Genomic DNA, 20,046 nt, shown 5'->3' on the forward strand with positions numbered 1-20,046 from the left:
GGCCGCTTTCCGAAAAAGCGGCCGCCCTTTTTGTACGTCTTACGCGGATGCGGCTAAGGCAATGATTACTCCCAGGCGAAGGCTCCCATGGAGATAACCCCGTAGGTGAAGGCCCGGTGCAGCACTTTGCCCGCGTCTCCGGCCCCCATGGCGACAAACAACGGCAGGAAGTGCTCCGGCGTCGGGTGGTTAGCCAAGGCATTCGGTCCCGTATTCCGGTAATCCAGCAGCGAGTCCCGGTCATTGATCTCCACGGCCTTGCAGAGCCAGTCATCAAATTCCTTGGCATACGGCTGCGGCGGCGCGTCGATGGCCCGCCCGAAAAAATCCCTGAGATTGTGGGTCGCCGAGCCGCTGCCCAGGATCAGCACCCCCTCCTCCCGCAAGGGACGGAGGGCCGCTCCGATTGCCATATGGTGGGCCGGGCTCAGGTGCGGTTGCACCGACAGTTGGACCACCGGGATATCCGCGTGGGGATACATCAGCTTGAGCGGCACCCAGGCCCCATGGTCGAGGCCTCGCGTCACATCCCGGCTCGCCTCGATGTCATGATTCTCCAGGAGTTGGGTGATGCGTTCGGCAAGAGCCGGGTCGCCCGGAGCCGGGTAGGTCATGCGGTAAAGTTCATCGGGAAAGCCGCCGAAGTCGTAGATCAGGTCCGGCTGCGTCGTATGGGTCGCCGTGGGGACGCGGGTGGTCCAGTGGGCCGAGATGCAGACAATCGCCCGCGGCCGTTCCATGTTGGCACCCAGTGTGAGCAGGAAGTCGCGGGTCGGTACCGGGTCGATCAACAGGGTGGGGGCCCCGTGGGAGATGAAAAGTGTCGGTAGGATTGGTCTCATGGTATTTCACCTCGTGCAATCCCCCTGAGGGCCGGGAATCCGAACCGGTTCTCCGGCCCTCAGGGGGATGGTGTTACCGTGCCGAGTCGCAAGACCCGACGCTATTTTTTCTGCAGCAATTCCACTTCCAGGGTGATGGTGACCTCTTCGCCGACCATCACGCCGCCCGATTCTATGGCTTTGTTCCAGGTCAGACCGAAGTCCTTGCGATTGACCTTGGTGGTCGCGGTTGCACCGCGTTTGGTGTTGCCCCAGGGGTCTTTGTAGGCCTTGGTGGGGCCTTCCACGTCAAGCACAACTTCCCTGGTTATGCCGTGCAGGGTAAGATCGCCGTAGACTTTCAGTTTGTTGTTGCCAGCTTTTTTGACCTTTTTGGAGACAAAGGTCATGGCCGGGTATTTGGCCACATCAAAGAAGTCGGGGCTTTTCAGATGATCGTCCCGCTTGGTGACCCCGGTGGTGATGGAGGGAGTCTCGATGTTGACGGAGACCTTTGACTTGGTCACGTCCTTGTCGTCGATCTCCAGCGTGCCGTTGAAGTTACGGAACTCGCCTTTAACGTTGCTGACCATCAGGTGCTTGACCTTGAAGCCGACATTGGAATGATCCTGATCGATAGTCCAGCTGGATGCTGCAGCCAGGCCGGGCAGGGCGAGGGCGATGATCATGCTGATGGCGGTGATGATGCGTTTCATGTGATTCTCCTTTCGCTACAAGTGGTTTAAAGTAGTGTGATTGAATGTCAAACTATCTGAATAAAAAAAACGTCCTGCTCCTATCCCCTCCCTTCCCGTAAACCGAGTTTTTTACACAGGGTCCCCAGGGTCTCCTGCTCGTCGTGGGTAAGTACCTTCATTTCCGCCACAATTGCCGCCTCAACCCTGGCAAAGACTTCGTGGATCAGTTCCAACCCATGGTCGGTGAGTTGGATGGTCAGGTAGCGCCGGTCTTCGTTGATGCGTTCGCGTCGCACCAAGCCTCTCTTTTCCAGGTTGTCGATGACCAGGGTGATATTGCCGGTGCTCTTGAGGATCTTAGCCGCGATGTCCCGTTGGCACAATGGACCCTTATGCAGCAGCGCCTCCAATACCCCAAACTGGCTGATGGTCAGGTCGGCAGCCGCCATGTTGCGTCCCACGCGGCTGGTCACCGATTCCGCTGCGCGCATCAGTTTGGTGTAGGTGTTTAAAGCGCGATAGGTTGTGGTGTCGGTCGGTTTCATGGGCTCTTCTCGAATAATTACTTAATGTCATATTGTTTAATATTAAACTATATGATTTGCATCACCCTGTCAACATGTTTTTGCACGGGGTTGTCGTAACTATGAAACCGCGTGAGACGCCGTGCGGAAGGGGCCATTAATTTCTGTTGCCCCACAAAAGAACGGGGCAAGGAAACCGTATCTGCCGTCGTTCCTTGCCCCGTCGCGTAACGGTTATGGGCGGCGTAACCCCCATGACGCTACTTTTTGTTCTTTTTGGCCTTGGCAAGCAACAGGTCGCCAAATGTCCCCATTCCCGTGGGCGCCTCATCCGCCTGGCGGCGGAACTCGGACAGGGTGGCCTCCTCCTCTTCGGCGGCCCGGGCCGCACCGGCCAGACTCAGGGAGATCCGTCGCTCGGCGCGGTCAACGCTCTCGACCTTGACCTCGATGGCTTCACCCTCTTTGAGCACCTCGCGCGGGTGGTTGATACGCTTGCCTCCTCCCAACTTTGAGATGTGGATCAGCCCGTCGATCCCGTCGGTCAGGGTGACGAAGGCGCCGAAAGGGGCGAGGCGCGAAACAACGCCGGTATGGAAGGAACCCTCGGGATAGGTCTGCACCGCCAGGTCCCACGGGTTAGCCAGGGTGTCCTTGAGGCTCAGGGAGATACGCTCCTTCTCCCGGTCGATGGTTTTGATTACCACCTTTATCTGCTGGCCGACGCTCAGAACCTCGCTCACATCCTTGACCCTGCTCCAGCCGATCTCGGAGATGGGGAGCAGCCCTTCCAGGCCGCCGATATCCACAAAGGCGCCATAGTCTTGCAGGGAGGTGACCGTGCCGCTGACCGTCATGCCTTCGCTGATGCCGGCCTGGACCTCTTCCCTGAGACGGCGCTGTTCCTCTTCCAGCAGGGCGCGGCGGGAGACCACGATGTTGCGGCCCTTTTCATCGTAGGCGGTGATGCGGAACGGCAGGCGGGTGCCGATAAACGCGGCCGGGTTGTCGGTGCGGCGCAGCGACATCTGGGAAAATGGGCAGAAAGCGCGGGTCGTACCGGCCAGCTTGATCTCGTACCCTCCCTTGATCTCCTTCTCCACCATCCCTTCCACCGGAACGCCGCTCTGGAATGCCTCTTCCAGTTGGGCATTGCCCGATGCGCCGCCGCCGATCCTGGTGGTGAAGCGCATCTCGCCGTGGCTCGACGAGAGGAAATAGGCGGCGATGCTGTCGCCGATTTTTGCGGTCACATGACCATCCAGGTCCATGAATTCTTTCACATCGACGACACCTTCGCCCTTTTGGCCGGTATCGATGAAGATCCATTCCGTGCCGACTTTCAATACCCGCGCCGTCACTTTCTGCCCCGGCTCCAGCCACCGGGTATGCTGTTTCGCACTCTGCTCGAACATCTCGGCAAAGCTTTCGCCTTCAGACTCATCTTCGTTTGGTTGTTCCAGGTCGTCGTTGTCTAGCATGGTATCCCCGTTCGTGTGAATAATATCTCCCGCCTGATCGTTGCGCCGCCTTAATGGCGGTCATCGTTTGATCGTACTAAGTATATTGCCATGATCTGTTTGGGATGCAAATGTATTTTGTGCAGACACGAAAACGCCCCGCTGCGGATGGCAACGGGGCGGGGTGACAGAGAGGCATAACCGGTTGTCGGGACTCCCTACAGGCTCAATTCTGCATGGCCGTGGTACAACTCGTCCCGCTCCCGGACCACATCTTCGCTCTCCAGGTATTCGTCGAACGCCATGACGCGGTCGATGATGCCGCCGGGGGTAATTTCGATGATCCGATTGGCAATGGTGGCCACGAACTCGTGGTCGTGGGAAGCGAACAGCACTACCTCCGGGAAGGCGATGAGCCCGTCGTTCAGGGCGGTAATCGACTCCAGGTCCAGGTGGTTGGTCGGCTCGTCCAGGATCAGCACGTTGGCGCCGGAGAGCATCATGCGGGACAGCATGCAGCGTACCCGCTCGCCGCCGGAGAGGACCGAGGTCTTCTTCATGGCCTCGTCGCCGGAGAAGAGCATCCTCCCCAGGAACCCCCGGGCAAAGGTTTCGCCCTCGGTGGGGGGCGAATACTGTCCCAACCAGTCGATCAGGCTCAGGTCCTTCTCGAAATAGCTACTGTTCTCCTTGGGAAAATAAGCGTTGGTAATGGTCACGCCCCAGCGGAACGAGCCGCTGTCCGGCTCCAGTTCGCCGGCCAGGATCTGGAACAGGGTGGTGCGGGCCAGGCCGTTGCCACCGACAAAGGCTACCTTGTCGTTCTTGCGGATGATCAAGTCCAGGTTATCCAGCACCTTCACCCCGTCAATCTCCTTGGTGAGGCCGGTTATCTCCAGGATAATGTCGCCGCAGGGGCGTTCCGCCTTGAACATGACGTGGGGGTACTTGCGCGACGAGACCGGCATTTCTTCCAGGGTCAGTTTGTCCAGGAGTTTCTTGCGCGAGGTGGCCTGCTTGGCCTTGGATGCGTTGGATGAGAAGCGCTGGATAAAGGCCTTCAACTCCTCCGCCTTCTCCGACACCTTGCGGTTCTCGTTCTGGCGCTGCTTCAGGTTCAACTGGCTGGCGTGGTACCAAAAATCGTAGTTGCCCACGTAGACCTGGATGCGGCTGAAGTCGATGTCGGCGGTATGGGTGCAGACCTGATTGAGAAAGTGGCGGTCATGGGAGACCACGATCACCGTGTTGGTGAAGCGGAAGAGAAAATCCTCCAGCCAGGAGATGGATTTCAGGTCCAGGTTGTTGGTCGGCTCGTCCAGGAGCAGCACGTCCGGATTGCCGAACAGGGCCTGGGCCAGCAGCACGCGCACCTTGTCACCACCCTCCAACTCCTTCATCTTTTTCGTGCGGAGTTCCTCGGGGATGCCCAGTCCGTTCAGCAGCACCGCTGCCTCCGACTCGGCCTCGTAACCGTTCATCTCGGCAAAATCGGCCTCCAACTCCGCCGAACGGACGCCATCCTCTTCGCTGAAGTCGGCCTTGGAGTAGATCGCCTCCCGTGCGACCATGATCTTGTAAAGCTCTTCATGCCCTCTGATAACCGTGTTGAAGACCGTCTCCTCGTCAAAGGCAAACTGGTCCTGGCGCAGCACAGCAAGGCGCTCCCGGGGACCGAGGGCGATTTCCCCTTTGTCCGGGGTGATTTCCCCCGAGAGTATCTTGAGAAAGGTTGACTTGCCGGCGCCGTTGGCCCCGATCAGGCCATAGCAGTTGCCTGGCGTAAATTTGATGTTCACATCCTTGAAGAGGATGCGTTTGCCGTAGGAAAGTGCGACATTTGAAGCGGTGATCATGTGTATCGGTTCCTTTCAAACAAATAAAAAACCACAGGGGCGATCCCTGTGGCTCAGGTCAATTACTATTTATATCATCATTGCCGCCTCAACAGCAATCGTTAATTCAGTGTTTCCTCCCCTTGATCATTCGGGTCAGCAGGCTGTCCAGGGAGGAGGCAAAGCGCTGGCGGTCAGTCGCGCCGAACTGGCCCGGCCCCCCCTGTACCACGCCCGCATCGCGCAGTTCCATCATCAGGTCGCGCATGGAGAGGCGCTCGCCTACGTTTTCTTCGGTGTAGAACTCGCCCCGCGGGTCGAGCCCCACCGCACCCTTGGCTACAATCCGTGCCGCCAGCGGGATGTCGGCGGTTATGACCACGTCTTCCGGGGTGGCATGTTCGGCAATGTAGTCGTCGGCAACGTCAAAGCCCTCGCTCACCACCACCGAATCGATCAGGCGGGAATGATGTTTCGCCAAGCTGGTGTTGGCCACCAGGCAGACTGGGATATCGAGACGTTCCGAGGCCCGGAAGACGATCTCCTTGATGACCCGCGGGCAGGCGTCGGCGTCGATCCATATGCGCATGGGTGCTCCGTGGTGAACATGGGATAAAGGTGTAAGACTATCACAGATACTGCCCGGTGTCCCTTCTAAAGAGAGCCACTGTGTTGGCCGGAGTCCTCATGTTGTTCCTTCCACAACGACCTACGGTTACATATTAATTTGAGTCAAGTCGGTCGCGACCGAAGGCAATTGCTTGTCCGGCAATTTGTGATAAAATTACAAAAATAATAACGAAGCTTTTTTGGCATAGGTGCCGTGCCGAGGCACGGGGGAGGCATATGCAACAGGGCGCATCTACCGGACTTACCCCCGGAAACCGCATACAGCGTTTCGGCGCCATCATTGCGGTGTTCTGGACATTGCTCGTGGCGTACTCGCTGTACTGGGATCACCGGCAACATCAGGAGGATGTGCTGTTGCTCGGCAAGATGCAGAGTCAGGCGTTCTTCGAGAAGGATCTCCTCTACCGCCGCTGGGCATCCCGCCATGGCGGCGTGTACGTGCCGGTGACGGAATCCACCCAACCCAATCCCTACCTGTCCCACATCCCCGAGCGGGATATAACCACCCCCTCCGGTAAGCGGTTGACCTTGATGAACCCGGCCTACATGACGCGTCAGGTGTTTGAAATGGCCCAGGAATACACAGGGACCGGCCGTGGCCATATCACCAGCCTCAAACCGATCAGGGCCGAGAACGCCCCCGACCTTTGGGAAAAGGGGGTGCTACAGACATTCGAACGGGGTGTTACGGAGGTCGGCGAGATAGAGCATATCGACGGCAAACCGTACTATCGCTACATGAAGTCGCTCTTTGCCGACAAACCCTGCCTCAAGTGCCATGCGCCCCAGGGGTACCATGAGGGGGATGTACGGGGAGGGCTGAGCGTCTCTGTCCCCCTGGAACCGATCTATGCAATGTTGGCCAAAGAGATGCGGGGGGTATATATCAACCACGCCTTCATCTGGCTGCTGGGTCTGGGGGGCATCGGATTCGGGACCCGCAGGTTGGGGCGCATGACCACGGAGCTTTATGAACAGACCGTGGCGCTGGAACATGAAATCGTAGAGCGTGAGGTGGCCCAGGAGGCGCTCCAGGAGCAGACGATCGTTCTGGAAGAGGAAATTGCCGAGCGGCGACAGATTGAGGAAACCGTGCGCCTCAGCGAGGAAAAGTTCTCCAAGTCCTTTGACAACGCCCCCATCATCATGACGATCAGTACGTTTGAAGAGGGACGCTTTCTGGATGTGAACAAAAAATTCGTCGAGCTTTCCGGCTTCAGCCGTCAGGAGGCCGTCGGCAGGGCATCGCTTGAGCTTGGTTGGATCACGCCGGACCAGCGACAGGTGCTGCTGACCGAATTTGGAGAAAAGGGCCGCACCTCGGGCGTTGAATTGCGCTTGTGCTCAAAGGATAAAAAATACATCACCTGCAGGTATTACGGCGAACTCATCACGGTTGACGGTCGCCAGTGCCTGCTTTCCTTGGCCTATGACATGACCGAGCAGAGGGCCATGGAGGAGCAACTCCGGCAGGCCCAGAAGATGGAGGCCATCGGCCAGCTTGCGGGAGGGGTGGCCCATGACTTCAACAATGTGCTCACGGTTATCATGGGGTATTGCAATCTGTTGCAGATGGACCCGACGTTGGATACGCACCAGCGTGATGAGGTCGAGCAGATTGTCGCCTCTTCCGAGAAGGCGGCCCAGTTGACCCGTGGACTGCTCACCTTCAGCCGCAAGGAGGTCATGGATTTCAGGCTGGCCGACCTCAACGGTATTGTACAGCATGTTCAGAAGTTCCTTGCCCGGGTCATTGGTGAGGATATCCAGCTCAGAACCATCTGCAATCGCCCTGAGATCACCGTTCGCGTGGATAGCGCCCAGATCGAACAGGTCCTGATCAACCTGGCCACCAATGCTCGGGATGCCATGCAAATGGGGGGGCTGTTGAACATCGAAACGAACACCCTGGATGTTGACGACTCCTTTATCACTACCCATGGTTACGGTACGCCGGGCCGTTATGCCTGCATAGCGGTTTCCGATTCCGGCTGCGGCATGGACGAACAGACCCGCAAGAGGATCTTCGAGCCGTTTTTTACCACCAAGGAGCAAGGCAAGGGAACCGGCCTCGGCATGGCCATCGTCTACGGGATCGTCAAGCAGCATAACGGTTTTATCACTGTCTACAGCGAACCGGGACACGGCACCACCTTCAGGATATATCTACCGCTGAGTGAGGGAGGGCAGGGACCGCAGGAAGAAACGGGGGAGCCGGTTGTTCCCGACGGCGGGACAGAAACGATCCTTGTGGCCGAGGACGAAGCTGGTGTGCGCAGGCTTTTAGACGATATCCTGACTCAGTACGGCTATCAGGTGATCCTGGCGGAGGACGGACAGGAGGCTGTCGAGAAATTCATGGCAAACCGTGGTAAGATTCACTTGGTCCTCATGGATATCATCATGCCCAGAAAGAGCGGTCAAGAGGCTGTTGCAGAGATCTGGCGGCTGCAACCGGACATAAAGGTGTGCTATGCCAGCGGATACACTGCTGATTTCATTCGGAATCGCGGCGTGGATGATGGAGGGATCGAGCTTGTCATGAAGCCGGTCCGGCCGCAGGAACTTCTGTGGAAGGTGCGGGAGATACTGGACAGATAAGGGGAATTCAGCGCGGCCGTCCCGATTGCAATGCAACGATCATGGAAGCGTCCGAAATAACGGGCGCAAAGGAGGGGGTATGCAGTTGGAGATTCATAACGTCAAGATCGACTATCCCGAAGGGTGCAACATCATCCTCGGCCAGACCCACTTCATCAAAACCGCCGAGGACCTCTATGAGGCCATCGCCACCACGGTATCTCAGGCCCGCTTCGGTGTCGCCTTCAGTGAGGCGTCCGGCCCCTGCCTGATCCGAACCGAGGGGAACGACGACGGGCTGATCAAAGGATGTGCCACCGTGCTGAAGACCATCGGCGCCGGCCATGTCTTCTGCATCCTGCTGCGGGATGCCTATCCCATCAACATCCTCAACCAGGTAAAAAATTGCCCCGAGGTCTGCTGCGTCTATTGCGCCACGGCCAACCCACTCCAGGTGATCGTCGCCTCCACCATGCAGGGGTGGGGCATCCTCGGGGTGATCGACGGTTATGCCCCCAAGGGGGTGGAATCGGTTGAAGAACGCCAGCAACGGCACGGCCTGTTGCGCACGATAGGCTACAAGCTGTAATGAAATGGCGAGGGCGGAAGAATGTGGGGCGCGTACTGGCGGCATTGCTGCTGGCAACGCTTGGGGGGCTGTGCGCGACCGCTCAGGGAAAGGGGGGACGCAGGATGGAAACGTTGACCATTTCGAGTCCGGGCTTTAGCCACGGGGAGGCCATACCGTCCCGCCACACCTGCGACGGGGACGACACTAGTCCCGCCATCGTCATCGCTAAGGTGCCGCAGGCCACCCAGAGCCTGGCGCTGGTCATGGATGACCCTGATGCGCCCATGGGGGACTGGGTGCACTGGGTGGTGTGGAATATCCCGCCCCAGACGCGGGAGATCCCCGAGCACGGCCTGCCGCCCAAGGCCGTCCAGGGGAAGAACGACTGGCATCGGAACAGCTACGGCGGCCCCTGTCCGCCGTCCGGGACCCACCGCTATTTTTTCAGGGTCTATGCCCTGGATACCGTGCTGAAGCTCGGCAGCTCCACCACCAAGGGCGATCTTGAACGGGCCATGCAGGGGCATGTTTTGGGTAAGGGGGAGTTGATGGGGACGTATAAGAGGCGGTGAGGTGAGAGTATGTGCAAATGGCCACAGTCCCCTGTGGCCATTCGGCGTTGCATCGTATCAAATAATCTCTACAAACCAAGCTGTTTAAAGAAGTCGTTCCCCTTGTCGTCCACTAGGATGAACGCCGGGAAGTCCTCCACCTCTATCTTCCAGACCGCTTCCATCCCCAGTTCCGGGAAATCGATGCACTCGACCTTTTTGATGTTTTCCTCGGCCAGGACCGCGGCCGGGCCGCCGATGGAGCCGAGGTAGAACCCGCCGTATTTCTTGCAGGCGTCCGTAACCTGCTGGCTGCGGTTACCCTTGGCTATCATGATCATCGCGCCGCCGTGGGATTGCAGTTCGTCCACATAGGAGTCCATGCGGCCGGCGGTGGTGGGGCCGAAGGAGCCCGAGGGCTTGCCAGCCGGAGTCTTGGCCGGTCCGGCGTAGTAGATCGGGTGCTTCAACAGGTACTCGGGCAGCGGCTTGCCGCTATCCAGGATCTCCTTGAACTTGGCGTGGGCGATGTCGCGGCCCACCACGATGGTGCCGCTCAGGAGGAGGGGGGTGGAAACCGGGTGCTTGGTCAGTTCGGCCAGGATTTCCTTCATGGGCTTGTTCAGGTCGATCTTGACGCCGTGGCCGTGCTTGCCGCGGTACTGGTCGGGGATCAGGCGGCCGGGGTTGCGGTCCATATCCTCGACGAACAGGCCGTGTTTCGTGATCTTGGCTTTGATGTTGCGGTCGGCCGAACAGGATACCGCCATGCCCACCGGGCAGGATGCGCCGTGGCGCGGCAGACGGATGACGCGCACGTCGTGGGCAAAATACTTGCCGCCGAACTGGGCGCCGATGCCCAACTTCTGGGCCGCCTCAAGGAGTTTCGCTTCCAGCTCCAGATCGCGGAAGGCCTGGCCGTGCTCGTTCCCCTGGGTGGGGAGGCCGTCCAGCTCTTTGGCGGTTGCCAGTTTGACGGTCTTCATGCAGGCGTCGGCGCTGGTGCCGCCGATGACGAAAGCGATGTGGTAGGGAGGACAGGCGGCGGTGCCCAAGTACTTCATCTTTTCCACCAGGAATTTTTCCAGTTTGCCCGGGGTGAGCAGGGCCTTGGTCTCCTGGAAGAGCATGGTCTTATTGGCCGAACCGCCACCCTTGGCCATGAACAGGAATTTGTAGTAGTCGCCGTCGGTGGCCGCGATGTCGATCTGGGCCGGGAGGTTGGTGCCGGTGTTGACTTCCTTGTACATGTCCAGGGCCACGGTTTGGGAGTAGCGCAGGTTCTCTTCGGTGTAGGTCTTGTAGACCCCCTTGGAGATCCACTCTTCGTCCTTGACGCCGGTCCAGACCTGCTGGCCTTTCTTGGCGACGACCGTGGCGGTGCCGGTGTCCTGGCAGACCGGAAGCTCGAACTGGGCGGAGATCTCGGCGTTGCGCAGGAACGCCATGGCGACCCCTTTGTCGTTCTGGGAGGCTTCGGGATCACTCAGGATCTTGGCCACCTGCTCGTTGTGCGCGGGGCGCAGCAGGAAGGAAACGTCCCGCATGGCCTCATTGGCCAGAACGGTGAGCGCCTCGGGACAGACCCTGATAACCTGCTTGCCGGCAAATTCGGCAATTTCGACGTACTTTTCGCTTCCCTCGACCTTACGGTACTTGGTTTCATCTGTGGCAAGGGGGAAGAGTTCCTGATAAACGAACGGTTTGGTGGACATGGCTGTGGTTCTCCTTTCGTTGCCGGAAATTCGGCTTTGTTGCTATGGTTGGATGCCGAGTAAAAAGTGTTTTGTATACAAGACGTAATGGGCGCATCTTAGTGAAAAGTACGCCCTTTGTCGAGAGCTAAGTTTACGACAAAACAGGTGATAAAAATTGACAGATTTAGTGGGCCTATGTTAATCCTGTACCACAATTTTCAACTGTTTGTACGGGAGTTTCACCATGTTCAAGAACCTGCGCGAGGATATCAACTCCGTCTTTGAACGCGATCCGGCCGCCCGCAATGCCATGGAGATCATCTTCTGCTATCCCGGCCTGCACGCCCTCTGGATATATCGTATTGCCCATTGGTTCTGGATCAACAAGCTGTTTTTCCTGGGACGTTTCATTTCCCATCTCGGCCGTTTCCTGACCGGCATCGAAATCCATCCGGGCGCCAAGATCGGCCGCAAGTTTTTCATCGACCACGGCATGGGGGTGGTGATCGGGGAAACGGCCGAGATCGGCGACAACGTGACCCTCTACCACGGCGTGACCTTGGGCGGGGTAACCTGGGACAAGGTCAAGCGCCATCCGACCCTGGGCGATAACGTGGTGATCGGTTCGGGGGCCAAGGTGCTGGGACCGTTTACCGTCGGCAAGGGGGCCAAGATAGGCTCCAACTCGGTGGTGGTCAAGGAGGTCCCGGAAAACGCTACCGTGGTGGGCATCCCCGGTCGGGTGGTCATGGCCCAGGAAAAGAAGGAAGAGCTTCGCCCCGACCTGCAACACGGCCAACTGCCCGATCCGGAGGCCAAGGCGATTTCGTGTCTGTTCGACCAGATTCGCGAGTTGGAGAAAAAGTACGCCACCCTGGCCGAGGAACACGAGGCGCTGAAAAAGAAAATCAACGGCTGATCCTTAGAAAACAGTAGGTTGTTCAAAAATAGTCAGATCGTCGCACCCGCAGAATGCCCTGAGGAGGCGTAGCAGCGCTACGCCGCACGAAAGGGTTTTCGAGGACGGCGGCGAGATGACTGTTTTTCAACAACCTCTTAGAAAGCTGCGCAATGATCAAACGACAAACCACCATCAATCGTATCTTCAAGATCACCGGCATCGGGCTGCATACCGGCCAACCGGTCAACTTGGAGTTCCTTCCCCGCCGCGAGTTCGGCATCGCCTTTGTCATCAACGGCCAGATGATCCCGGCCCGCTACGACATGGTTGCCGACACGCGCCTCTCGACCCTGATCGCCAAAGATGGGGCATCGGTTTCCACCATCGAACACCTGATGGCGGCCTTTTACTTTTCCGGCATCACCAACTGCCTGGTGTACATCGACGGCCCCGAGGTCCCCATCATGGACGGCTCGGCCTGGGAGTTCTATCAGGGCATGTGGAAAGCCGGCGTCTACGAATTCCCGGAAAACGGCGTCTATCTGAAGGTGCTGCGCCCGGTGGAGGTCACCCGGGAAGACGCGTTTCTGCGGGTCAAGCCGCTCAATACCCTGGAAATCACCATGTCCATCGAGTTCCGGGCGCCGGTCGGCAAGCAGAAGAAACGGGTCACGGACGTGGAAAACGCGTTCGCCATCATCAATTCCCGCACCTTCGGCTTCATCGAGGAGTTGGAAGCGATCCGCCAGGCGGGTTTGGCCAAGGGGGCGACCCTGGACAATGCCGTGGCAATCGGCGAGGACAGCATCGTCAACCCCCACGGCCTGCGCTACAAAAAGGAGCTGGTCAACCACAAAATCCTCGACCTGATCGGCGATCTGTACACCAGCGGCTACCGCCTCCTCGGCAAGGTCGAGGCCAACAAGACCGGCCATTACCTCAACAATCTGCTGCTGAAAGAGATCTTTTCAGACCCCGCCAATTACGCCATCTACTGATGTGCCGGATCACTACAAACGCCGACTGGAACGAATCTTTCGCGACCCTTTGACCCTCGTGCAGTAAGGGGGCAAAGGGTCGGTTTCGCCTTGTTGGCTTGCCCTTCACCGCTTGGTGAAAATCGTTGTGGTCGGCTGATATGCAAGGCGCACGCGAGCGAGAAGGCGAGTGGCACCGCCGCAGATCAACCCCGCAGTAGATTTTCTATTGTCCCAGCATGACCTCTCCCGTATCCGTGAACAGCTTCACCGGCAGCTCAAAGACCCGCTTGAAGATATTCAACGCTCCCCTGGCCATGGACTTGACCGGAATAGCGCTCACCTGTGGATCGGACCACTTGCCCTTTGCCTCGAAATAGGCCGTTACCACCGATTTGCCCTTGCCGGTCAGGAGCCAGCCCACCACCGGGATGCGGTTGACGATCTTGTCCACGGTCTGGAGCGGCTGGACGCCGATGGTGAAATTGAGTTCCTCCCTGACCATGTCCGCTCGGCCTATGACCGAGATGTTCATGGCATCGCTGTTGATAAAGAGGTTTTGGGTCGAAATGCTGCCGTCGCTGAAGGCGAAGCTGCCATGGATGTCCTTATACGGCATACCGTCCGACACCATGTCCGGAAGTTGGAACTTGAGCAACTGGGATACGTTAAGGATCGAGAACATCTTGGAGAGCACGTTGAACTTCCGCAGAGTGCCTTTTTCCAGTCTCAGTTTCACATTGCCGAGCGCTGTCCTCTTGAGGTCCGCCATGGTAGCCCCCCGGGCGGTCAGGTCGCCGGAGAGGTTGAGGGTCCCGGTGACCTCCTTGGTCACGTCCAGCGCCTGAAGAAGGCGCTCCGCATTGACCCGCGAAACCCCGATATTCAGGTCATAGCGTCGCTCCTGGCCGTTGCCCGGTGCAATGCGTCCCTTTGCGGTCACCTTGCCGCTGAACATCCCGGCCTCCATGCCCTGGAGATAAAGAATGCCGTTTTCCTGGTGCAGCGTCGCATTCAGCTTCGAGTAGGGAACCTTTTCGTATTTCCCGGATTCGGCGTTGAGCTTGAGATTCAGGTTGAGTCGCGATGACGCCCGGTTGTCCGTGTTCCCCTGGCCGGAGAGTTTGGCAAGCAGGAGCAGGTCGTCCAGGTCGAGGTTGGATGAACTGAGCGCCAGGTTGGCCGTTGGGGCGGCCCCCGTGGTGTAATCGCCGTTGATGCTGAAATTGGACGTATTGAAGAGTCCGGACAAACTGTTGACGGCATACCTGCCGTCCCTGACGGCCAGCACGGCATGCAGGCGGCGGATGCTGGCATTTGCCTTGGCCGGGGGCGGGGGGATAAGGTTTATGTCCCGCAGGAAGAACTGGGGTGACGACAGGGTGATCTCGGCTTCGGCGTTTTTCAGGCTTTTGACCCGGCCGCGCAGGTTGAGGAGCGAATCGCCGTAGCGGGCGCTCATGCCGGTAGTTTCCAGACTGTTCCCGTGAAAGGTGATCGTGCTGCTGATGCCGCTCACCGGCTTCAATTTTGGATCCGGCAGGAAGGAAAAAGTGTTCAGGGCAATACTGCCGGAGTAATCCATGGCCGAGAAGTCTTCGGGGTTGCCGGTGCCGCGGATATGGGCCTGTACCCTTCCGCGCGGGCGGTACTGTTGCCACATGGGTATGATGGGCAAGGTCTCGCTCAACCAAAACGGGTTGGTCTGCACTTCGAAACCGAGGTACGGCTTATCGCCGTATCTCAGCAAGGCGTTTGCGGAGAGGGCGAGAGGCGGCAGGGTGTAGGCCAGGCTGTTCAGCTTGATCTCGCCCGGCGGAAGGGTCGAACTGAAGGCGAGATGGTTCGCCATGCCTGCGGGTTTGCGAACAACGCCGGGGAAGGTGTAGGCGGCCTGCTTCAGTTCCCATTCGCCGTCCAGTCGGTAGGCGGAAAAATGGCCGCTGCCGGTGAGGACAAGGTTGGAGTTGCCACTGAAATCGAGTTTGTGCGCCCCGACGATCCTGGCCAGCCAGGCGATCTCGGGGGAGCGGGGGGTGATCTCCATGCGGACCGGGTAGTCGGATTGCTTGTCGGTGTTGTATTCCGTGATCGATCCGTGCAATTTGAACGGCGACGTGCCGAAGGAACCGGTCATGCCGATCAGGTTGAAGTTCTTGCCCTTCAACTCGACGGTTCCCTTGATGTTGTTGAACGTCGGCGCCTTGGGGCCGTAGCTGAGAACGGCCTTTTCCACCGGCCCCCGGATCAGGAGGGTGTTGTAATTGTCTCCCCGCTCCATGTGGGCGATCTGGCTGACCCGTCCGTCCAGTACGCCGGTATCCAGCTTGAAGACCCCGGACTTGATCTTGTTCTCGATATAATCACGGGTATCGGTGGGGATGATTCCGTAGGGAACGTAGGTCCTGACATCCTCATAGCGGAAGGTGCCCGGGGTGGCCGCTCTGGCGACGATGCGCGGATCCGGGCCTGCATAATCGTGCAGTTGGACGCTCCCCTTGATCCTGAAACCGTCGGTGCTCAGGTCGATAGTCTTGATATTCAGCAGTTTGCCGTTGAGTTTGAGGTCATAGTCCGCCTGGAGGAAACGGGGCGCCACGGTGGCGTGGAATATGGTCGGCCAGGACACGGCGGCGTTGTTGATGCGGATCTTGCCCTTGGCGGCGAACTCCCGGGGCTTGCCCTTGAAGCTGGTGGCGACGTCCAGGCGGCCACCCGGGTTGGCGAAGGGGATGTGCCTGCCGAAGTAAGGCCAGAAACGGCCGATCTCGGCCTGTTTGACATCCGCATCGCCGTTTACTTCCATCTCAAGCAGGGATTGCCCCTTTTCGGGGAGCCTGATCGTGCCGTTCAGGGCGATTTTGGCCGGAGCCCCCGATACGGCCGGGATGTCGCAGACGAGCTTGACGCTCCCTTTGCGGCCGCGGGCCACGTGATCCATGGTCAGGGCGATATTGGTGGCGGCAACCGCCGGCAGCCCGTCTTTGCCCACGGCCATGTCGTGCCACTGGATCGTACTGCGCTTGAGCTGCACCTTGCGGAACTGAATCTGCATGCCTTCTTTGCCCGGCGCCAACAGGTCGTCGATGTTCAACTTCCCGTCTTTGTTCCGTACCAGACGGATGTCAGCCCCTTCCAGGGCTACGTCGCGCAACACGACACGTTCTTCCAGCAGGGGCCACAGGGCCAGCCGCACCGTGATGCGGTCGGCCTTGAGAAAATCGGCGCTGTTGTCCGGCTCCTTGACCGTGATGCCGTCAAAATCGAAGGAAGGGCCGAAGTGCCATTTGAACTCGCCCCGGGTGAAGGTGACCTTACGGTTGAGGGATTTTTGCAGGGAAGCGAGGATTTCGTCGCGATAGGCGTTGACATCCAGCAGGTAGGGCAGAAAAAAAGCCAGGCTGACCACGATGGTGCTGACGACCAGCAGCAGGATGCCGGAAAGCTTTATATAGGAGCGTTTCATCATGGCTGTTCGGGGGGAAGGGCTGTGACGCGAACCTTCAGTACCGCGGTCTGGGTCACCTCTTCGCAGAGGAACCGGTAGCCGTGCCATTCGACGGTCTCGCCTTTCAGCGGGAAACGGCCCAGCTCCTGCAGGATCATGCCGGCCACGGTTTCAAAGGGGAGTTCCTCGTCCAGCTTGATCTCAAGGGCGTCGGCCAGGTCGAAGACCGAGAGCAGGCCATCCACCATCAGGCTGCCGTCCTCCATATTCATAATGGTCGGTTGTTCCCCGACATCGTGCTCATCCTCGATCTCGCCCACCAACTCCTCTATCAGGTCTTCGGTGGTGACCAGGCCGCTCAGGCCGCCGTACTCGTCTACCACCAGCACCATCTGGTTGCGGTTGCGCTGCATTTCCTTGAGCAGCTCGTTGACCTTCTTTCCCTCCGGCACGAAGACCGGCGGCAGCATGATGGCCGCAAGGTCGAGCTGTTCACCCGCCACCAACCGCCCCAGGATGTCCTTGCCGTGCACCACCCCCGCAATCTCCTCAATGCTCCCGGCATAGACCGGATAGCGGGAATACATGTTATCCAGGAGCGTGGCCACCACCTGGTCACGGGGCGCGGCAAGATCGATGGCTACCATGCGCGTGCGCGGGACCATTACCTCGCGGACGCAGGTGTGGGAAAATTCGAAGACATTGCGGATGTACTCGTGCTCAGTCTCGCTGAAAACGCCGCTCTCATGCCCCTCGGCCACGATGTGCTGCACCTCTTCGCGGGAGATGAAGGGCTCTCGGTTGGCTGGAATACGCAAGAGCCGCATCACCGCCTTGCTGGAGACGGTCAGGAGGCTGACCAGGACCGAGCCGACCCGGGCGAGTACGCTGATGGGCCGGGCAACCCGCAAGGCAATGGCGTCGGAGTATTGCAGCCCGATCGCCTTGGGTACCAGTTCACCCAGGATGAGCAACAGGTAGGAGATGATAACCACCATGCCGGTGACCGCCACCGGTTCGGCGGCATGGGCCAAAAAGCCGATCCCCAGGTTCTGAAACCAGGGGCGGAGGTAGTCGACGGCGATAATGCCGCCCATGGTCGAGGCCGTGGCACCGGTCACGGTGACGCCGACCTGCACCAGCGCCAACAGGCGGTGGGGGTCCTGCTGAAGCACCTCGATGAGGTTTGCCCGCTTGTCGCCCTCGTCCACCAGTTGGGCGACACGGCTCTTGCGAATGGATATGATGGCAAATTCGGAGCAGGCAAAAAAGCCGTTCAGAACAATCATCACTGCAATGACGAATATTTCAACGAGAACGGTATCCACAAAACCTCCATTAAAGCGACATTTTCACTCCTGATGGGACTAATGTCAACCGTCACATGTATCGGTATACGTTTTATCCCTGTAATGGTGCGAAAAAACGCAAAAAAGTTGCCACTGCTATGAATATGGGAAGGCAATTCGGGCATTATGGAGAGGCGGCTCGTTATTTTTGTTTGTTGTCAGTGTAACCTTTGGGCGTTTTGTCCGTCTTATGCTCTGAAAGCGTAAGGTCCACCTTCTTATGCAAAACGGATGGCAGAACGGCGCTTCACGAGTGTACACAATGAGAAACGGAAGAGATCTTCCGTTTCTCATTTTACTCCGGGCGACAGTACTGAAAGTATTCTGAAAACAGGGCGCCTGACGCCTTTATATTTTTCACATTATGGTCTATATATTGCGGCTGGTGGCAAAGAGGTAATGGATTTCATCTCCATCATTATCCTATCCCGGGCAGCAAGCACATAAGGCAGGAGGAAATCGTGACGTTACATGCAGCAGGCACTTTTGAGCGCCTGAAGAAACCGGAAACAGGGGCGGTGCGGCAATGAGCCTACAACCTCATCAGAAAGAGACAGGCAATGGACCATCCGAAAACTCCCCGACAGCCTCACGGTCCCGGCTCTGGTGGCTGATCGTGCCGTTGATAGGGCTGTTGGCAGGTGGGGGGTACCTGTATTGGGGCGGGAAACCGGTCCCGGCCGCCAAGCAGGGTGGGGCGAAAAATGCCCCCCAGGTGGTCCCGGTGGTGGCGCAGGCCGCGGGAAAGGCGGATGTGGGGGTGTATATCACAGGGCTCGGCAATGTGACCCCCCTCAACACCGTCACCGTCAAGTCCCGTATTGATGGGCAGCTCATGGAGGTCCGCTTCCGGGAGGGGCAGACCGTCAAGCGGGGCGATCTCCTGGCCGTTATCGACCCGCGGCCGTACCAGGTGCAGTTGACCCAGGCCGAGGGGCAGATGGCCCACGACCAGGAACTGTTGCGGAATGCCCGTCTCGACCTGCAGCGCTATAAGCTTTTGTGGCAACAGGACTCCATCCCCAAGCAGCAATTGGACACCCAGGAGACCCTGGTGCGCCAGTATGAAGGGACCGTCAAGGTTGACAAGGGGCAGATCGACAGCGCAAAACTGCAACTGGTCTACAGCCGGATTACGGCGCCCATCAGCGGCCGGGTCGGCTTGCGTCAGGTCGACGCCGGCAACATCATCCATGCCAGCGATACTACCGGCCTGGTGATCATTACCCAACTCCAGCCTATTACGGTGGTATTCCCGGTCCCCGAGGACAGCCTTCCCCTGGTGCTCGGCAAATTCAGGTCGGGAACGCGTCTTACCGTGGATGCCTTTGACCGGGAGCAAAAACAAAAGCTTGCCACGGGGCAGCTTCTGACCATCGACAACCAGATCGACCCGGCCACCGGCACGGTCAAGTTCAAGGCGGTGTTTCCCAACAATGATAATGTCCTGTTTCCCAATCAGTTCGTCAATGCCCGACTGCTGGTGGAAACCAGGCATGATAGTGTCGTGGTTCCCGCCTCCGCCATCCAGCGCGGCTCCCAGGGCACCTTCGTGTACCTGGTGAAGGCCGATAAAACCGTCGGCATTCGTCCGGTCGTCGTCGGCACCCCCCAGGGGGATGATATCGCCATCACCTCAGGCCTCGCGGCGGGCGAGATGGTGGTGGTGGACGGCGCCGAACGTCTGCGGGACGGCAGCAAGGTGGAGCTGAGGGAACCGGGTCACCAGCGGGGCCAGGGCGCCCCAAATGGCGCAACTGCTCCCGGGAGTCCGAAAGGGCAGGGTGGACAGCGGGGAGCGGTGAAGGGGGCGGGACAGAAACCTGGTGGGGTTCAACAAGGAACAAGACCATGACCTCGAAATCTTCGCCACGGGGGACATGGAGGTACACGGAGAAAAAAAGTAACGGCTAGGATGCCGTTTATATATGTTCAAGGGGTTTATGCCGTTAACACCGCTATTTCATTACAAATCCATAAAGACGGTTATGAAAACCCCTCTAG

The 20,046-nt window shown here is 58.6% G+C and carries 15 protein-coding genes; 6 read left to right on the forward strand and 9 right to left on the reverse strand.

Annotated features, from left to right (window positions below; all coding sequences use genetic code 11):
- Positions 1-65 precede the first annotated feature (65 nt).
- From F6V25_RS16260 to F6V25_RS16285, 6 genes are all read right to left on the reverse strand, one after another.
- Positions 66-842, reverse strand: a complete 777-nt coding sequence (locus F6V25_RS16260; protein WP_151129663.1) for a DODA-type extradiol aromatic ring-opening family dioxygenase — start codon at positions 840-842, stop codon at positions 66-68.
- Positions 843-943: 101 nt separating this feature from the next.
- Positions 944-1,537 (reverse strand): YceI family protein, encoded by a 594-nt coding sequence (locus F6V25_RS16265; RefSeq protein WP_151129664.1) that lies wholly within the window; start codon positions 1,535-1,537, stop codon positions 944-946.
- An 80-nt stretch (positions 1,538-1,617) separates the two neighbouring features.
- A complete protein-coding gene (locus F6V25_RS16270; RefSeq protein WP_149305543.1) occupies positions 1,618-2,064 on the reverse strand; it encodes a MarR family winged helix-turn-helix transcriptional regulator in 447 nt (148 codons plus the stop codon).
- A 239-nt stretch (positions 2,065-2,303) separates the two neighbouring features.
- Complete coding sequence (gene rpsA, locus F6V25_RS16275; protein WP_151129665.1) at positions 2,304-3,524, reverse strand: 30S ribosomal protein S1; 1,221 nt, start codon at positions 3,522-3,524, stop codon at positions 2,304-2,306.
- 197 nt (positions 3,525-3,721) lie between these two features.
- Positions 3,722-5,359: an ABC-F family ATP-binding cassette domain-containing protein gene (locus F6V25_RS16280; RefSeq protein WP_151129666.1), complete on the reverse strand. Its 1,638-nt coding sequence runs from the start codon at positions 5,357-5,359 to the stop codon at positions 3,722-3,724.
- 106 nt (positions 5,360-5,465) lie between these two features.
- Complete coding sequence (locus F6V25_RS16285) at positions 5,466-5,927, reverse strand: YaiI/YqxD family protein (RefSeq protein ID WP_151129667.1); 462 nt, start codon at positions 5,925-5,927, stop codon at positions 5,466-5,468.
- A 257-nt stretch (positions 5,928-6,184) separates the two neighbouring features.
- Between F6V25_RS16285 and F6V25_RS16290 the strand changes: the two genes are divergently transcribed.
- The 3 genes from F6V25_RS16290 to F6V25_RS16300 all read left to right on the forward strand — a co-directional run bounded on the left by F6V25_RS16290 (position 6,185) and on the right by F6V25_RS16300 (position 9,691).
- Complete coding sequence (locus F6V25_RS16290; protein ID WP_151129668.1) at positions 6,185-8,569, forward strand: ATP-binding protein; 2,385 nt, start codon at positions 6,185-6,187, stop codon at positions 8,567-8,569.
- Between the two features lie 79 nt (positions 8,570-8,648).
- Positions 8,649-9,137 (forward strand): adenosine-specific kinase, encoded by a 489-nt coding sequence (locus F6V25_RS16295; RefSeq protein ID WP_151129669.1) that lies wholly within the window; start codon positions 8,649-8,651, stop codon positions 9,135-9,137.
- The gene (locus F6V25_RS16300) at positions 9,137-9,691 is read left to right on the forward strand and encodes a YbhB/YbcL family Raf kinase inhibitor-like protein (RefSeq protein WP_338045606.1); all 555 of its coding nucleotides are present in this window, start codon (positions 9,137-9,139) and stop codon (positions 9,689-9,691) included. Before F6V25_RS16295 ends, F6V25_RS16300 begins: the two co-directional genes overlap by 1 nt.
- A 68-nt stretch (positions 9,692-9,759) precedes the next feature.
- Here the strand turns inward: F6V25_RS16300 and F6V25_RS16305 are convergent, their stop codons facing one another.
- Entirely contained in the window at positions 9,760-11,385 is a 1,626-nt protein-coding gene (locus tag F6V25_RS16305) for a fumarate hydratase (RefSeq protein WP_151129670.1), read from the reverse strand.
- 226 nt (positions 11,386-11,611) lie between these two features.
- On the opposite strand from F6V25_RS16305, the gene cysE reads away from it, so the two are divergent.
- Positions 11,612-12,286 carry a serine O-acetyltransferase gene (gene cysE, locus F6V25_RS16310; protein ID WP_149305550.1) on the forward strand — a complete coding sequence of 225 codons (675 nt, stop codon included), beginning with the start codon at positions 11,612-11,614 and terminating at the stop codon, positions 12,284-12,286.
- 152 nt (positions 12,287-12,438) lie between these two features.
- Positions 12,439-13,266, forward strand: coding sequence for a UDP-3-O-acyl-N-acetylglucosamine deacetylase (gene lpxC, locus F6V25_RS16315; RefSeq protein ID WP_151129671.1), 828 nt, complete (start codon positions 12,439-12,441; stop codon positions 13,264-13,266).
- A 205-nt stretch (positions 13,267-13,471) separates the two neighbouring features.
- Here the strand turns inward: lpxC and F6V25_RS16320 are convergent, their stop codons facing one another.
- Entirely contained in the window at positions 13,472-16,714 is a 3,243-nt protein-coding gene (locus F6V25_RS16320; RefSeq protein WP_191966239.1) for a DUF3971 domain-containing protein, read from the reverse strand.
- Positions 16,711-18,021, reverse strand: a complete 1,311-nt coding sequence (locus F6V25_RS16325; RefSeq protein ID WP_151129673.1) for a hemolysin family protein — start codon at positions 18,019-18,021, stop codon at positions 16,711-16,713. The genes F6V25_RS16320 and F6V25_RS16325 overlap by 4 nt, the downstream gene beginning before the upstream one ends.
- Positions 18,022-18,658: 637 nt before the next feature.
- On the opposite strand from F6V25_RS16325, the gene F6V25_RS16330 reads away from it, so the two are divergent.
- On the forward strand, positions 18,659-19,897 hold the full coding sequence (locus tag F6V25_RS16330) for an MdtA/MuxA family multidrug efflux RND transporter periplasmic adaptor subunit (protein WP_246167077.1): 1,239 nt from the start codon (positions 18,659-18,661) through the stop codon (positions 19,895-19,897).
- Positions 19,898-20,046 lie beyond the last annotated feature (149 nt).

The organism is Oryzomonas japonica (genome assembly GCF_008802365.1).
GTDB lineage: Bacteria > Desulfobacterota > Desulfuromonadia > Geobacterales > Pseudopelobacteraceae > Oryzomonas > Oryzomonas japonica.

Excerpts from the sequence above, each read along its gene's own strand:
- F6V25_RS16260 (WP_151129663.1), bottom strand. The coding sequence starts at position 842 with ATGAGACCAATCCTACCGACACTTTTCATCTCCCACGGGGCCCCCACC.
- F6V25_RS16265 (WP_151129664.1), bottom strand. The coding sequence starts at position 1,537 with ATGAAACGCATCATCACCGCCATCAGCATGATCATCGCCCTCGCCCTG.
- F6V25_RS16270 (WP_149305543.1), bottom strand. The coding sequence starts at position 2,064 with ATGAAACCGACCGACACCACAACCTATCGCGCTTTAAACACCTACACC.
- rpsA (WP_151129665.1), bottom strand. The coding sequence starts at position 3,524 with ATGCTAGACAACGACGACCTGGAACAACCAAACGAAGATGAGTCTGAA.
- F6V25_RS16280 (WP_151129666.1), bottom strand. The coding sequence starts at position 5,359 with ATGATCACCGCTTCAAATGTCGCACTTTCCTACGGCAAACGCATCCTC.
- F6V25_RS16285 (WP_151129667.1), bottom strand. The coding sequence starts at position 5,927 with ATGCGCATATGGATCGACGCCGACGCCTGCCCGCGGGTCATCAAGGAG.
- F6V25_RS16290 (WP_151129668.1), top strand. The coding sequence starts at position 6,185 with ATGCAACAGGGCGCATCTACCGGACTTACCCCCGGAAACCGCATACAG.
- F6V25_RS16295 (WP_151129669.1), top strand. The coding sequence starts at position 8,649 with ATGCAGTTGGAGATTCATAACGTCAAGATCGACTATCCCGAAGGGTGC.
- F6V25_RS16300 (WP_338045606.1), top strand. The coding sequence starts at position 9,137 with ATGAAATGGCGAGGGCGGAAGAATGTGGGGCGCGTACTGGCGGCATTG.
- F6V25_RS16305 (WP_151129670.1), bottom strand. The coding sequence starts at position 11,385 with ATGTCCACCAAACCGTTCGTTTATCAGGAACTCTTCCCCCTTGCCACA.
- cysE (WP_149305550.1), top strand. The coding sequence starts at position 11,612 with ATGTTCAAGAACCTGCGCGAGGATATCAACTCCGTCTTTGAACGCGAT.
- lpxC (WP_151129671.1), top strand. The coding sequence starts at position 12,439 with ATGATCAAACGACAAACCACCATCAATCGTATCTTCAAGATCACCGGC.
- F6V25_RS16320 (WP_191966239.1), bottom strand. The coding sequence starts at position 16,714 with ATGATGAAACGCTCCTATATAAAGCTTTCCGGCATCCTGCTGCTGGTC.